This window comes from Streptomyces sp. CAI-85, from assembly GCF_013363615.1.
GTDB lineage: Bacteria > Actinomycetota > Actinomycetes > Streptomycetales > Streptomycetaceae > Streptomyces > Streptomyces antibioticus_B.
The window spans coordinates 126,481-141,093 of record NZ_JAANNX010000013.1 but is presented as its reverse complement, the minus strand read 5'-3'; the positions used below and the strand labels follow the sequence as shown (position 1 = coordinate 141,093).

Sequence of the window (14,613 nt, the reverse complement as noted above, 5' to 3'; positions counted from 1 at the left end):
GAATGGACGCGTACGACTCAGGCTCGGACGTCTCTCGGGAGGCGGAGGCGGAGGCGGAAGGGGCGGCGGCACGGGAGCCGCAGGCGCCGCCCGCCCCCGAGGCGGTCCCGGACGCCTCCCCGGACTCCCCGGACTCCCCCGCCTCTCCCGTCTCCTCCGACGCGCCCGCCCCCGAGCCGCGTACCGGGGTCGCCGCGCTCTCGCCCCGCTACCAGATCGGCGCGGCGCTGGCGCTCGCGGTCGTCGCGGTCGCCGTCTGTGTCCATCTGGGCATGGTGTTCCTGCACGTCGCGCCCTCGAACACGGTCACCAAGACGCACGGCGAGGCGATCGACGACTGGATCTACCCGGAGTTCGAGCAGAACTGGAAGCTGTTCGCGCCCAATCCCCTCCAGCAGAACATCGCCGTCCAGGTCCGCGCCCAGATACGCACCGCGGACGGCGGTTCGCGCACCACCGGCTGGTACGACCTGTCCGCGCAGGACGGCCGGGCCATCGACGGAAATCTGGTGCCGAGCCACACCCAGCAGAACGAGCTGCGCCGCGCCTGGGACTTCTTCACCGCGAGCCATGACTCCGACAACCGCGCGGTCGGTGAGCGCGGGTCGCTCTCCGAGACGTATCTGCGCCGGATCGTGGTGCTGCGGCTGGAGCGCGGCGGCGCGAACGGCGCGGACGGGGTCGTCGAGCGCGTCCAGATCCGCTCCCGGACGCTCAATGTGCGGCCGCCGGAGTGGACCACGGAGAAGGTGTCGTCGCAGCCGGTGTTCCGCGTGCTGCCCTGGTGGTCCGTGCTGCCCGGCGAGGCCGAGGGGGACGCGAAGTGAACCGGTTCACCCTGACGGTGTCGGCGGCCATCGCCCGCGTCACCGAGTCGGCGCTCGGCCCCTACCAGAGCGCCATGATCCGTATCGGGTTCAGCGCGACCTGGCTGCTGTTCCTGCTGCGCGAGTTCGTCCACCGCGCCGAGCTGTACGGGCCCGACGGTCCGTGGGGCTTCGACCTGGCCCGGCAGCTCGTGGACTCCAACGGGGCGTTCACGCTGCTGCTGTGGTCGGACGGCCGCCTCTGGTTCGAGGCCGTGTACGCGCTGGCGCTGCTGGCGAGCGCGGCGCTGCTGGTGGGCTGGCGGACCCGGACCATGTCGGTGCTGTTCATGGTCGGTGTGCTGTCGCTCCAGAACCGCAGTGTCTTCATGGGCGACGGCGGCGACAACGTCCTGCACCTGATGGCCGTCTACCTCGTGTTCACGCGCTGCGGCCGGGTCTGGTCGCTGGACGCGCGCCGGGAGCGCCGCGCGGCCGAGGCACGCGCGCGGGGCGAGCGGGTCACCGACCGGGTGGGTCCCGTGCTGTGGGCCGTCCTGGGGGCGGCGCTGGTCGTGCTGACCGGGACGGGCGGGCTCGACGGCGACCCGACCGTGCCGGTGCTGCTGTGGGCGGTGTGGGCCTCGCTCGGCCTGTGGTGGGCGGTCGTGCGCCGGGCGCGCTCGGAGCAGCCGCGGATCCTGCTCGACGTGATCGGCAACATCCTGCACAACGGCGCCCTCGTCGTGATCATGGCGGAGGCGTGCCTGATCTACGCGACGGCCGGCTGGTACAAGATCCAGGGCTCGCGCTGGCAGGACGGCACGGCGGCGTACTACCCGCTCCAGCTCGACTACTTCTCCCCGTGGCCGTTCCTCGGCGATCTGCTGACGAGCAGCGGCACGATGGTGATGCTGGTGACGTACGGGACCGTGCTCGTGCAGGTCGCCTTCCCGTTCACGCTGTTCAACCGGCGGGTGAAGAACGTCCTGCTGGCCCTGATGATGCTGGAGCACGCGGCGATCGCCGTGATCCTGGGGCTGCCGTTCTTCTCGCTGGCGATGATCGCGGCGGACGCGGTGTTCCTGCCGACGCCGTTCCTGCGGCGGCTGGGCCGGTGGACGGTACGCGCGCGGGTGCTGGTGTTCGCGCGGAACGGCGGCCGGGGTGCCGCCGCCGCGACCGTGCCGGAACAGCGCGCGCCGCAGAGCGCCCAGCCGACGCACGTAGGCTTCGAGGCATGACGGACGCCCTCGACGCTCCCGGCACCCTGGCGCGCTGGCGTGGGCTGGCGGACGGGTGCGTCCTGCTCGACGGTTTCCACACGCTCAAGCACGCGGTGCGCTTCGGTGCCGAGATCCCGGTGGCGGTCACCGCCGACCGGCGGGCGGCGCTCGCCCTCGCCGACGAGCTGGCCCCCGATGTACGGCCCCGGCTGGAGGCGCTGCTCACGGAGGTCCCGGAGGCGGAGTACAGGTCCCTGGTGGCCCGTCCGCACCCCACCGCGGTCGCCGCGCTCGCGGTACGCCCCGCCCGGGCGGCGCAGCTCGCGCTCCTGGCCCGCCTTCCGCGCACCGCGCCGGTGGTGGTCCTGGACGACCCGCGCAACCTCGGCAACGCGGGCGCGGTGATCCGGCTGGCCGCCGGGTTCGGGGCGACCGGGGTGGTCACCACCGGCACGGTCGACCCCTGGCATCCGAACGTCGTACGCGGCGGGGCGGGCCTGCACTTCGCGACCGCCGTGGAACGGCTGACCGTCGACGAACTGCCCCCGGGCCCGGTCTTCGCCCTCGACCCCGAGGGGGACGACCTGCGGGGCGTGAAACTCCCGGACGACGCGGTGCTCGCCTTCGGCTCGGAACGCAGCGGCCTCTCCCCGGCCCTGCGCGCCCGCGCGGACCACCTCCTGTCCCTCCCGATGCGCCCCCAGGTCTCCAGCTACAACCTCGCCACGAGCGTGGCGATGACGCTGTACCACTGGAGTGCTTCCGGAGGCGCACCCGCGTAGGCGGCCCGCAGGCGGGCGTCACGCGTCCCGGCGGACCTCCACCACGCGGAAGCGGTTGGCCACGAAGGCGCCGTCCGTGAGGGCTGCGTTGGCCGCCGGGTTGCCGCCGGAGCCGTGGAAGTCGGAGAAGGCGGCCGTCTGGTTGACGTACACACCGCCGGTGAGGTTCAGGGAGAGCTGGGCGGCCTCCTCCAGGCAGACCTCCTCGATCTCCCGCTCGACCTCCGGGTCGGTGGTGTACGCGCCGACCGTCATCGCGCCCTTCTCGCGGATCGTGCGCCGCAGCAGGGCGAGGGCGTCGGCCGGGGAGTCGACGGCGACGGCGAAGGAGACCGGGCCGAAGCACTCGCTCATGTAGGCGGCCTCGTCGTCCGGCTTGGCGCCGTCCAGCTTGACGATCACCGGGGTGCGCACGACCGCGTCCGGGAACTCCGGGTTGGTCACCTCGCGGGAGGCGAGCGCGACCTCGCCGAGGCTCGCGGCGGCCTCGATACGGGCCTTGACGTCCGGGTTGACGATCGCGCCGAGCAGCGCGTTCGCCCGGGCGTCGTCGCCGAGCAGGCCGTCCACCGCGCGGGCGAGGTCGGCGACCACCTCGTCGTAGGTCTTCGGGCCCTGGTCGGTGCGGATGCCGTCGCGCGGGATCAGCAGGTTCTGCGGGGTGGTGCACATCTGGCCGCTGTAGAGGGACAGCGAGAACGCCAGGTTGGCGAGCATGCCCTTGTAGTTCGCGGTGGACTCGACCAGGACCGTGTTGACGCCGGCCTTCTCGGTGTAGACCTGCGCCTGGCGGGCGTTGGCCTCCAGCCAGTCGCCGAAGGACGTCGAGCCGGTGTAGTCGACGATCTTGATCTCGGGGCGGGTGGCGAGGGTCTTCGCGATGCCCTCGCCGGGGCGCTCGGCGGCCAGCGCGACCAGGTTCGGGTCGAAGCCGGCCTCGGCCAGCACCTCGCGCGCGACCCGCACGGTCAGCGCGAGCGGCAGCACCGCGCGCGGGTGGGGCTTGACCAGGACCGCGTTGCCTGTGGCGAGGGAGGCGAACAGGCCCGGGTAGCCGTTCCACGTGGGGAAGGTGTTGCAGCCGATGAGCAGGGCGATCCCGCGCGGGACGGCCGTGAAGGTCTTGGTGAGGACCAGCGGGTCGCGCTTGCCCTGCGGCTTGGTCCACTCCGCGGTGCCGGGCGTGCGGACCTGCTCGGCATACGCGTACGCCACCGCCTCCAGGCCGCGGTCCTGCGCGTGCGGGCCGCCCGCCTGGAGCGCCATCATGAACGCCTGGCCGGAGGTGTGCATGACCGCGTGCGCGAACTCGTGCGTCCGGTCGCTGATCCGCTTGAGGATCTCCAGACAGACCACCGCGCGGACCTCCGCGCCCGCGTCCCGCCAGGCCCGCTGTCCGGCCGTCATCGCGGGCAGCAGCACGTCCACGTCCGCGTGCGGATAGGTCACGCCGAGCGCCACGCCGTACGGGGAGACCTCGCCGCCGACCCAGTCGTCGGTGCCGGGCTGGCCGAGGTCGACGCGGGTGTTCAGCACGGCGTCGAAGGCGGCCTTGCCGGCCGCCGCGTCCAGGCTGCCGTTCTCCCCGTACGCCTTCGGGTGCTCGGGGTGGGGGGACCAGTACGCGCGCGTGCGGATCGCCTCCAGGGCCTGGTCGAGCGTGGGCCGGTGCTGGGCGATCAGATCGTGCGTGGTCGGTTCGGCGGCGGCCATGCGGGACCAACTCCTCGTCGTGAGAACTCTTCTTCGAGCCCATGACCAGGCGGAAACCTGGGCAGGAACCACCAGTCAGAGCTAGAGTAACCGAACGATCGGTCGGGACAAGGGGGCCTGCCGCATCTGTGGAAAACCCCGTGCGGGAGGATCGCGCACATGACAGCACTCGACCTCGCCGGCCCCGTGGCCGTCGTCGGCACCGGCACCATGGGCCAGGGCATCGCCCAGGTCGCGCTGCTCGCGGGCCACCTCGTACGGCTGTACGACACCGCCCCCGGCCGGGCCCGGGAGGCCGCCGGCGCGATCGGCGCCCGGATCGACCGGCTCGTCGAGAAGAACCGTCTCACCGCCGCCGACGGGGACGCGGCCCGCGCCCGGCTGGTGCCCGCCGAGCACCTCACCGACCTCGCGGACTGCGCCCTGGTCGTCGAGGCCGTCCTGGAGGAGCTGGGCGCCAAGCAGGAGCTGTTCCGCGCCCTGGAGGACATCGTCGGCGAGGACTGTCTGCTCGCCACCAACACCTCCTCCCTGTCCGTCACGGCCGTCGGCGGCGCCCTGCGCAACCCGGGCCGCCTGGTCGGCCTGCACTTCTTCAACCCCGCCCCGCTGCTGCCGCTGGTCGAGGTCGTCTCCGGGTACGCCACCGACGTCTCCTCGGCCACGCGCGCGTACGAGACCGCCCGCGCCTGGGGCAAGACCCCCGTCGCCTGCGCCGACACCCCCGGTTTCATCGTCAACCGCATCGCGCGCCCCTTCTACGCCGAGGCGTTCGCCGTCTACGAGGCGCAGGGCGCCGACCCCGCCACCATCGACGCGGTGCTGCGCGAGTGCGGCGGCTTCCGGATGGGCGCCTTCGAGCTGACCGACCTGATCGGGCAGGACGTCAACGAGTCCGTCACCCACTCGGTGTGGCGGTCCTTCTTCCACGACGTGCGGTTCACGCCCTCGCTGGCCCAGCGCCGCCTGGTCGAGTCCGGCCGCCTCGGCCGCAAGAGCGGCCAGGGCTGGTACGACTACCGCGAGGGCGCCGAGCCCGCCGAGCCGCACACCGCCGAGCCCCGCCCGGCGCCCGCCTACGTGGTCGCCGAGGGCGACCTCGGCCCCGCGTCCGAACTGCTCGCGCTGATCCGCGAGGCGGGCGTCCAGGTCCGCGAGGACGAGGAGGACCACGGCACCCGGCTGGTGCTCCCCGGCGGCGGACAGTTGACGCTCGCCGACGGCCAGACGTCCGTCGAGTTCCGCGACGTCGTCTACTTCGACCTCGCCTTCGACTACCGCAAGGCCACCCGCATCGCCCTGTCCGCCTCCCAGGACACCTCCGCGCAGACCCTCTCCGAGGCGATCGGCCTGTTCCAGGCGCTCGGCAAGGACGTCAGCGTCATCGGCGACGTCCCCGGCATGATCGTCGCCCGCACGGTCGCCCGGATCGTCGACCTCGCGCACGACGCCGTCGCCAAGGGCGTCGCCACCGAGGAGGACATCGACACCGCGATGCGGCTCGGTGTGAACTACCCCCTGGGCCCCTTCGAATGGAGCCGCCGGCTGGGCCGCACCTGGGCCTGCTCGCTCCTCGACGATCTGCACGAGCGCGACCCGTCCGGCCGCTACGCGCCCTCCCTGGCGCTGTACCGGCACTCCTACGCCACCGAGAAGCGGGAGGGCGCCTCGTGACCACCGCCAAGCGCGACACCTACACCCCGGAGACGCTGCTCTCCGTCGCCGTCCAGGTGTTCAACGAGCGCGGCTACGACGGCACGTCCATGGAGCACCTCTCCCGGGCGGCCGGCATCTCCAAGTCGTCGATCTACCACCATGTCTCCGGCAAGGAGGAGCTGCTGCGCCGGGCGGTCAGCCGTGCCCTGGACGGTCTCTTCGGGATCCTCGACGAGGAGCCCGCGCGCACGGGACGGGCCGTGGAGCGGCTGGAGTACGTGGTGCGCCGCATGGTCGAGGTCCTCATCGGCGAGCTGCCCTATGTGACGCTGCTGCTGCGCGTGCGCGGCAACACCGACACCGAGCGGTGGGCGCTGGAGCGGCGCCGCGACTTCGACCACCGGGTGGCCGACCTGCTGCGGGCGGCCGCGGACGAGGGGGACGTGCGGGGCGACGTGGAGGTGCGGCTCGCCACCCGGCTGGTCTTCGGGATGATCAACTCGATCGTGGAGTGGTACCGGCCCGGCGGCCGCGGAATGGTCGAGAAGGACGTGGCCGACGCGGTGACCCGGCTGGTCTTCGCCGGCCTGCGCACCCAGCACTAGAAACCCGGCCGGGTGCCTCAGGGTGCCTCAGGGGGTCTCACGCCTGCGGTTCCAGGTCCTCCTCCTCGAACACCAGCAGGGTGCGGGTGCTGAGCACCTCCGGGATGGCCTGGAGCCGGGTGAGCACCACCTCGCGCAGCGCGCGGTTGTCCGGTGTGTGCACCAGCAGCAGCACGTCGAAGTCCCCGCCCACCAGGGCGATGTGCGAGGCGCCGGGCAGCAGCCGCAACTGCTCGCGGACCGTGCGCCAGGAGTTCTGCACGATCTTCAGCGTGATGTACGCGCTCGTGCCCTGACCGGCCCGCTCGTGGTCGACCCGGGCGCCGAAGCCGCGGATCACCCCGTCCTCGATGAGCCGGTTGATGCGCGCGTAGGCGTTGGCGCGTGAGACGTGCACCCGCTCGGCGACCGACCGCACGGAGGCCCGGCCGTCCGTCTGGAGCATCTGGAGGATGTCCTGATCGATGGCGTCCAGCGGCCTCGGCGGCGGCGTCACGGCCGCGCTCTCGGGCTCCGGGGCCACGGGGTCCTCGGCCATTTGTTCAGGTGCCATGTCCCCCCGCCTCTCCGCCATGGACGTACTGCGTCCATCTCAGGCTGTGGAGAACCGTTTGTCCACAGCCTGAGGGCGCCTGTAGCCAAAATGTGCCGACGACCGAACAATCGGTAGGTGAGGCGGGTCACAGGCGACACGTCTCGTAGCCATCGCCCGAGGAGGTGCCGTCATGACGGTCATGGAGCAGCGGGGCGCTTACCGGCCCACCCCGCCGCCCGCCTGGCAGCCCCGCACGGACCCCGCGCCGCTGCTGCCCGACGCCGAGCCCCGTCGCGTCCTCGGCACCGAGGCGGCCGCGGAGACCGACCCCGAGCTGCTGCGGCGGCTGTACGCCCAGGTGGTGCTGGGCCGCCGTTACAACGCGCAGGCCACCGCCCTCACCAAGCAGGGCCGGCTCGCCGTCTACCCCTCCAGCACCGGCCAGGAGGCCTGCGAGGTCGCCGCCGCGCTGGTCCTGGAGGAGCGCGACTGGCTCTTCCCCAGCTACCGCGACACGCTCGCCGTCGTGGCACGCGGCGTGGACCCCGTCGAGGCCCTCACCCTGCTGCGCGGCGACTGGCACACCGGCTACGACCCGTACGAGCACCGGGTGGCCCCCCTGTGCACCCCGCTGGCCACCCAGCTCCCGCACGCCGTGGGCCTCGCCCACGCCGCCCGCCTCAAGGGTGACGACGTGGTCGCGCTGGCCATGGTCGGCGACGGCGGCACCAGCGAGGGCGACTTCCACGAGGCGCTGAACTTCGCCGCCGTGTGGCAGGCCCCGGTGGTCTTCTTCGTCCAGAACAACGGCTTCGCGATCTCCGTCCCGCTCGCCAAGCAGACCGCGGCGCCCTCCCTGGCCCACAAGGCCGTCGGGTACGGCATGCCGGGCCGCCTGGTCGACGGCAACGACGCGGCCGCCGTCCACGAGGTGCTCTCCGAGGCCGTCCGGCGCGCGCGGGAGGGCGGCGGACCCACCCTGGTCGAGGCCGTCACCTACCGCATCGACGCCCACACCAACGCCGACGACGCGACCCGCTACCGCGGGGACTCCGAGGTCGAGACCTGGCGCGAGCACGACCCGATCGTGCTGCTGGAGCGCGAACTGACCGCGCGCGGGCTGCTCGACGACGCGGCCCGGGAGGCCGCGCGGGACGCCGCCGAGACGATGGCGGCCGATCTGCGCGCCCGGATGAACCAGGACCCCGCGCTCGACCCGGCGGACCTGTTCGCCCACGTCTTCGCCGAGGAAACCCCCCACCTGCGCGAACAGCGTGCCCTGCTGCGCGCCGAGCTCGACGCCGAAGCCGAACCGGAAGGCGGCCACCGATGACGACCGTCGCCCTCAAGCCCGCGACCATGGCACAGGCCCTCACCCGCGCCCTGCGCGACGCGATGGCCGCCGACCCGTCCGTGCACGTCCTGGGCGAGGACGTGGGCACCCTCGGCGGCGTCTTCCGGGTCACCGACGGACTCGCCAAGGAGTTCGGCGAGGACCGCTGTACCGACACCCCGCTCGCCGAGGCGGGCATCCTCGGCACCGCCGTGGGCATGGCCATGTACGGTCTGCGCCCGGTCGTGGAGATGCAGTTCGACGCGTTCGCCTACCCGGCGTTCGAGCAGCTCATCAGCCATGTCGCCCGGATGCGCAACCGCACCCGCGGCCGGATGCCCCTCCCGATCACCGTGCGCGTCCCCTACGGCGGCGGCATCGGCGGCGTCGAGCACCACAGCGACTCCTCCGAGGCGTACTACATCGCCACCCCGGGCCTGCACGTCGTCACCCCCGCCACGGTCGCCGACGCCTACGGCCTGCTGCGCGAGGCGATCGCCTCCGACGACCCGGTGGTCTTCCTCGAACCCAAGCGCCTGTACTGGTCCAAGGACACCTGGAACCCCGAGGACCCGGGGACCGTCGACCCGATCGGCCGCGCCGTGGTGCGCCGCCCGGGCCGCAGCGCCACCCTGATCACGTACGGCCCCTCGGTCCCCGTCTGCCTCGAAGCCGCCGAGGCGGCCCGTGCCGAGGGCTGGGACCTGGAGGTCGTCGACCTGCGCTCCCTGGTGCCGTTCGACGACGAGACGGTCGCCGCCTCGGTCCGGCGGACCGGCCGCGCGGTCGTCGTCCATGAATCGGGCTCCTTCGGCGGCCCGGGCGGGGAGATCGCGGCCCGCGTCACGGAGCGCTGCTTCCACCATCTGGAGGCGCCGGTGCTGCGTGTCGCCGGGTTCGACATCCCCTACCCGCCGCCGATGCTGGAGCGCCACCACCTGCCCGGCGTCGACCGCATCCTGGACGCCGTGGCACGGCTCCAGTGGGAGGCGGGCAACTGATGGCACAGGTCCTGGAGTTCAAGCTGCCCGACCTCGGCGAGGGGCTCACCGAGGCGGAGATCGTGCGCTGGCTGGTCCAGGTCGGCGACGTCGTCGCCGTCGACCAGCCGGTCGTCGAGGTCGAGACGGCCAAGGCGATGGTCGAGGTGCCCTGCCCCTACGGCGGTGTCGTCACCGCCCGCTTCGGCGAGGAGGGCACCGAACTGCCCGTCGGCGCCCCGCTGATCACGGTCGCGGTCGGCTCGGAGTCCGACGGCGGCGAGACCGGCGCGTCCGAGGGCTCGGGCAACGTGCTCGTCGGGTACGGCACCTCGGAGGCACCCGCGCGCAGGCGCCGGGTCCGTCCGGCGGCGGTACCGGCATCGGCGCCGGCGGCCCCGAAGGCACTGGTCGCTCCCACGGCACCCGCCGCGCCTGCCGCTCCCGCTGTTCCCGCTGTTCCCGCCGCTTCCGACGGTCCCGTGCCCGTGATCTCGCCCCTGGTGCGCCGGCTCGCCCGTGAGAACGGACTGGATCTGAAGGAGCTTCAGGGCACCGGCCCCCAGGGCCTGATCCTGCGCGCGGACGTCGAGAACGCCCTGCGCGCGGCCGTCACCGAGGAGCGCCCCGCACCGGCGCCCGCGCCCGCCGCCCCGGCCGCCGTCTCCTCCGCCCTCACCGAGGGCCGCCGCGTGCCGCTCAAGGGCGTGCGGGGCGCCGTCGCGGACAAGCTCTCCCGCAGCCGCCGGGAGATCCCGGACGCCACCTGCTGGGTGGACGCCGACGCCACCGAGCTGATGCGCGCCCGCGCCGCCATGAACGCGACCGGCGGACCGAAGATCTCGCTGCTCGCGCTGCTGGCCCGGATCTGCACCGCCGCCCTGGCCCGGTTCCCCGAGCTGAACTCCGCGGTCGACGTGGCGGCCAGGGAGATCGTCCAGTTCGACCATGTGCACCTCGGCTTCGCGGCGCAGACCGACCGGGGGCTCGTCGTCCCCGTCGTCCGTGACGCGCACGCCCGGGACGCCGAGGGACTCACCTCCGAGTTCGCCCGGCTCACCGAGGCGGGCCGGGCCGGACGCCTCACGCCCGCCGAGCTGACCGGCGGGACGTTCACGCTGAACAACTACGGCGTGTTCGGCGTCGACGGCTCCACGCCGATCATCAACCACCCCGAGGCGGCCATGCTCGGAGTCGGCCGGATCATCCCCAAGCCATGGGTGCACGAAGGCGAACTGGCCGTCCGTCAGGTCGTCCAGCTCTCGCTCACCTTCGACCACCGGGTCTGCGACGGCGGTACGGCCGGAGGCTTCCTGCGGTACGTGGCGGACTGCGTCGAACAGCCGGCGGTGCTGCTGCGCACCCTGTGACCGCCCGCCCCGGGTGACACGGGTCCCCGCGTTCCCTGTGATCGAGGGGGCCCGCATACTCGGGGGGTGACCTCGTACGAGCACTCCGCCGCCCCGTACGCCCCGTACGACGCCGTCGTGCTCGCCGGCGGCGGGGCGCGGCGGCTCGGCGGCGCCGACAAGCCCGGTGTGCGGGTCGGCGGGCGGGCCCTGCTCGACCGGGTGCTCGCCGCCTGCGCCGACGCGCGCACCACCGTGGTGGTCGCCGACCCCCGGCCCACCTCCCGCCCCGTGCGCTGGGCCCGCGAGGACCCGCCGGGCGCGGGCCCCGTCGCCGCTCTCGACGCGGGGCTGCGCCGCACCGGCGCCGACGACGTCCTCGTCCTCTCCGCCGACCTGCCCTTCCTCGCGGCGCCGACCGTACGTCGGCTGCTGGAGGCGCTGCGCTCCGGCGGGACCGAGGGCGCGCTGCTCACCGACGCCGACGGCCGCGACCAGCCGCTCGTCGCCGCGTACCGCACGGCCGCCCTGCGCCGGGAACTGGCGGCGCTCTCCGCCGCGGCCGGAAACCTCACGGGTCTGCCGTTGCGCCGGCTGACCGCCGGGCTCGATCTCACGCGCGTCCCCGACCCCGTCGCGTCCTTCGACTGCGACACCTGGGACGACATCGCCACCGCCAGGACACGGATCAGGGAGCATGGCCACGTGTTGGATGAATGGATCTCCGCAGCCAAGGACGAGCTGGGCCTCGACCTCGACGTCGACATCAAGGTCCTGCTGGACCTGGCCCGCGACGCCGCCCACGGCGTGGCCCGGCCCGCCGCCCCGCTGACCACCTTCCTGGTCGGCTACGCCGCCGCCCGGGCCGGGGGCGGCCCCGAGGCGGTCGCCGAGGCCGCCCGCAAGGCCGCCGCACTGGCCCTGCGCTGGGCGGAGGAGGCCGAGCAGGAGAAGGCCGCGAAGGCCGGGGAGTCCGAGAAGGCCGGGGCGTCCGAGAAGGACTCCGGCGCCGGTGCCCCGGGACCGGACGCCGGATGAGCGCCCGCGGGCTCCGGCAGGACCGCGCCGCCGACGACGAGCGGGGTACCCGGGACACCCGGGAGGCCGACGATCTCGACGTCGAGGAGGTGCTGGCCCTGGTGAAGGACCGCGACGCCCCGGAGCCCGCGCACCCCGAGGAGCCGGCCGCCCGCCCCTCCCGCACCCCGGACCCCGCCCCGCGCGAGGACCGCCACCGGGCCACCCCCTGGCCCGATGCCCGGACGATCGCGGCCCGTGCGGCCCGCGCCCCCCGGACCCATGTCTCCGTGACCCTCGCCGACGCCCTCGGACTCGTCCTGGCCGCCCCGCTGACCGCCCTCACCGACCTGCCCCCCTTCGACACCTCCGCGATGGACGGCTGGGCCGTCGCCGGGCCCGGCCCCTGGCGGGTCAGGGACGAAGGGGTGCTGGCCGGGAGCGCGGCCCCCGCGCCGCTCGCCGACGGCGAGGCCGTCGGGATCGCCACCGGGGCCCGGATCCCGGCGGACACCACCGCCGTCCTGCGCAGCGAGCACGGCCGCACCGACGACCAGGGCCGGCTGCACCCCACCCGGGACATGAGCCACGGCCAGGACATCCGCTCGCGCGGCCAGGAGTGCCGCAGCGGGGACCGGCTGCTGCTCGCCGGGGCCGTGGTGACCCCGGCGGTGCTCGGCCTCGCCGCGGCCGCGGGCTACGACACCCTGGCCGCCGTACCGCGTCCCCGGGTCGAGGTGCTGGTCCTCGGCGACGAACTGCTCACCGAGGGGCGTCCGCACGACGGGCTCATCCGGGACGCGCTCGGGCCGATGCTGCCGCCGTGGCTGCGGGCGCTGGGAGCCGAGGTCGTCGCCGTGCGCCGGCTCGGCGACGACGCGCAGGCCCTGCACCGGGCCGTCACCGCGTCCACCGCCGAACTGATCGTCACCACCGGCGGCACCGCGTCCGGCCCCGTCGACCATGTCCACCCCACGCTGCGCCGGATCGGCGCCGAGCTGCTCGTCGACGGCGTCCGGGTGCGCCCCGGCCACCCGATGCTGCTGGCCCGCATCGGGGACGGCCGGCACCTGGTCGGGCTGCCCGGCAACCCCCTCGCGGCCGTCTCCGGGCTGCTGACGCTCGCGGAGCCGCTGCTGCGCACCCTGGCCGACCGGCCGGCTCCGGAGCCCTACACGCTGCCCCTGCGGGACGCGGCGCACGGCCACCCGCACGACACCCGGCTCGTCCCGGTCGCCCTCGGGGGCGACCACGCGGTGCCGCTGCACTACAACGGCCCCGCCATGCTCCGGGGCATCGCGGCGGCTGACGCCCTCGCGGTCGTCCCACCGGGCGGCGCACGGGCGGGTCAGGAGGCGGAGATCCTCGATCTGCCGTGGGCCACGGCGGGGGTGGACGCGTGTTTCACGTGAAACCGTTTCACGTGAAACACGCGCGATTGCCGCATTCCCCCGCCACTCCGGGCGTCACACCGGCTCCACGACCGCCGTCGCCCGGCTGACCGTGATCACCCGGTCGCCGTGCTGGAGCTTGCTGAGCCGGGGGTCGGCGTAGTCCAGGAGCTGCTTGCCCCGGACCACCGCGACCACCAGATCGGCGCAGGCGCGCGGGGCCTGGCCCAGCTCCGCCTTGGTGACGGGGCGTTCGACGATGTCCAGGCCGCTGCCGAGGGTCATCAGGTTCTCCAGGGTGCGTGCCACGGTCGGGCTGACCATCGAGACGCCGAGCAGCCGGCCCGCCGAGCTGGAGCTGGTGACCACAGTGTCCGCGCCGGACTGCTTGAGCAGCGGCACGTTCTCGTCCTCGCGGGCGGCGACGACGACGGTCGCCCGCCGGTTGAGCTGTCGGGCGGTGAGGGTGACCAGCGCCGCCGTGTCGTCGCGCTGCGGGGCGACGATCACCCGGGAGGCGTGCTGGACCTCCGCCTTCAGCAGGGTGTCCGACCGGGTGGCGTCGCCGATCACGGCCACCAGACCGGCGTCGCCCGCCAGCTCGGCGACCTTGCGCTGGGCGTCCACGACCACGATCTGGTCTTTGGGGATGCCCTGTCCCACGAGCGTCTCGATCGCGTGCCGGCCCTTGGTGCCGTAGCCGACGACCACGATGTGGTTGTAGGTGCGGGTCCGCCAGCGGTGCACGCGGACCTGCTGGCGGGTGCGCTCGGTGAGCACTTCGAGGGTGGTGCCGACCAGGATGATCAGGAAGACCACGCGCAGCGGGGTGATGACGAGGATGTTGATCAGCCGGGCCGTGTCGCTGACCGGGGTGATGTCGCCGTAGCCGGTGGTGGAGAGGGTGACCGTGGCGTAGTAGGCGGCGTCCAGGAAGTCGACGGAGCCGTCGGAGCTGTCGTTGTAGCCGCCGTGGTCGGCGTAGACGATCAGCGTGGTGAGGGCCAGCACCAGCAGGGCGAGGGAGAGCCGGCGCAGCACCTGCTGGAGCGGCGGGGTGGTCGTGGTGACGGGCATCGTGATGGAGCGGCCCGCCTCGGCGTCGTCCCGGGCCTCGACGCGCGAGCGGTACCAGAGGGACCGGAAGAGGGAGAGCCTGGCCCTACTGGCAGGGTGTCGTTCGTGGTCCTTCATCGCGTGCCCCCTGGGGTGTCGTTCCT

13 protein-coding genes are annotated in these 14,613 nt (G+C 73.8%); 10 read left to right on the top strand and 3 right to left on the bottom strand.

The window, feature by feature from the left end; translation table 11 throughout:
• Positions 1-2: 2 nt before the first annotated feature.
• From G6W55_RS17895 to G6W55_RS17885, 3 genes are read left to right on the top strand one after another with little or no spacing between them, the layout of a single operon-like run.
• A complete protein-coding gene (locus tag G6W55_RS17895; protein ID WP_175521840.1) occupies positions 3-827 on the top strand; it encodes a DUF5819 family protein in 825 nt (274 codons plus the stop codon).
• Positions 824-2,050, top strand: coding sequence for an HTTM domain-containing protein (locus G6W55_RS17890; protein ID WP_175521839.1), 1,227 nt, complete (start codon positions 824-826; stop codon positions 2,048-2,050). The genes G6W55_RS17895 and G6W55_RS17890 overlap by 4 nt, the downstream gene beginning before the upstream one ends.
• A complete protein-coding gene (locus G6W55_RS17885; RefSeq protein ID WP_175521838.1) occupies positions 2,047-2,814 on the top strand; it encodes an RNA methyltransferase in 768 nt (255 codons plus the stop codon). Before G6W55_RS17890 ends, G6W55_RS17885 begins: the two co-directional genes overlap by 4 nt.
• 18 nt (positions 2,815-2,832) lie before the next feature.
• Here G6W55_RS17885 and paaN read toward each other — a convergent pair whose 3' ends face one another.
• Positions 2,833-4,527 carry a phenylacetic acid degradation protein PaaN gene (gene paaN, locus G6W55_RS17880; RefSeq protein WP_175521837.1) on the bottom strand — a complete coding sequence of 565 codons (1,695 nt, stop codon included), beginning with the start codon at positions 4,525-4,527 and terminating at the stop codon, positions 2,833-2,835.
• A gap of 159 nt (positions 4,528-4,686) precedes the next feature.
• On the opposite strand from paaN, the gene G6W55_RS17875 reads away from it, so the two are divergent.
• Both G6W55_RS17875 and G6W55_RS17870 read left to right on the top strand, forming a co-directional pair.
• Positions 4,687-6,201, top strand: coding sequence for a 3-hydroxyacyl-CoA dehydrogenase (locus tag G6W55_RS17875; protein WP_175521836.1), 1,515 nt, complete (start codon positions 4,687-4,689; stop codon positions 6,199-6,201).
• Positions 6,198-6,788 (top strand): TetR/AcrR family transcriptional regulator, encoded by a 591-nt coding sequence (locus tag G6W55_RS17870; protein WP_175521835.1) that lies wholly within the window; start codon positions 6,198-6,200, stop codon positions 6,786-6,788. The genes G6W55_RS17875 and G6W55_RS17870 overlap by 4 nt, the downstream gene beginning before the upstream one ends.
• Positions 6,789-6,825: 37 nt before the next feature.
• Here the strand turns inward: G6W55_RS17870 and G6W55_RS17865 are convergent, their stop codons facing one another.
• Positions 6,826-7,341: an Lrp/AsnC family transcriptional regulator gene (locus G6W55_RS17865; protein WP_217687035.1), complete on the bottom strand. Its 516-nt coding sequence runs from the start codon at positions 7,339-7,341 to the stop codon at positions 6,826-6,828.
• A 172-nt stretch (positions 7,342-7,513) separates the two neighbouring features.
• On the opposite strand from G6W55_RS17865, the gene pdhA reads away from it, so the two are divergent.
• The 5 genes from pdhA to G6W55_RS17840 all read left to right on the top strand — a co-directional run bounded on the left by pdhA (position 7,514) and on the right by G6W55_RS17840 (position 13,414).
• A complete protein-coding gene (gene pdhA, locus G6W55_RS17860; protein WP_175521834.1) occupies positions 7,514-8,656 on the top strand; it encodes a pyruvate dehydrogenase (acetyl-transferring) E1 component subunit alpha in 1,143 nt (380 codons plus the stop codon).
• A complete protein-coding gene (locus tag G6W55_RS17855) occupies positions 8,653-9,657 on the top strand; it encodes an alpha-ketoacid dehydrogenase subunit beta (RefSeq protein WP_175521833.1) in 1,005 nt (334 codons plus the stop codon). The genes pdhA and G6W55_RS17855 overlap by 4 nt, the downstream gene beginning before the upstream one ends.
• The gene (locus G6W55_RS17850; RefSeq protein ID WP_175521832.1) at positions 9,657-11,006 is read left to right on the top strand and encodes a dihydrolipoamide acetyltransferase family protein; all 1,350 of its coding nucleotides are present in this window, start codon (positions 9,657-9,659) and stop codon (positions 11,004-11,006) included. The genes G6W55_RS17855 and G6W55_RS17850 overlap by 1 nt, the downstream gene beginning before the upstream one ends.
• Before the next feature lie 66 nt (positions 11,007-11,072).
• Positions 11,073-12,023, top strand: coding sequence for an NTP transferase domain-containing protein (locus G6W55_RS17845; protein ID WP_309243749.1), 951 nt, complete (start codon positions 11,073-11,075; stop codon positions 12,021-12,023).
• A complete protein-coding gene (locus tag G6W55_RS17840) occupies positions 12,020-13,414 on the top strand; it encodes a molybdopterin molybdotransferase MoeA (RefSeq protein ID WP_175521831.1) in 1,395 nt (464 codons plus the stop codon). Before G6W55_RS17845 ends, G6W55_RS17840 begins: the two co-directional genes overlap by 4 nt.
• A 54-nt stretch (positions 13,415-13,468) precedes the next feature.
• On the opposite strand, the gene G6W55_RS17835 is transcribed toward G6W55_RS17840, so the two are convergent.
• Positions 13,469-14,587: a TrkA family potassium uptake protein gene (locus tag G6W55_RS17835; RefSeq protein WP_175521830.1), complete on the bottom strand. Its 1,119-nt coding sequence runs from the start codon at positions 14,585-14,587 to the stop codon at positions 13,469-13,471.
• Between the last annotated feature and the right edge of the window lie 26 nt (positions 14,588-14,613).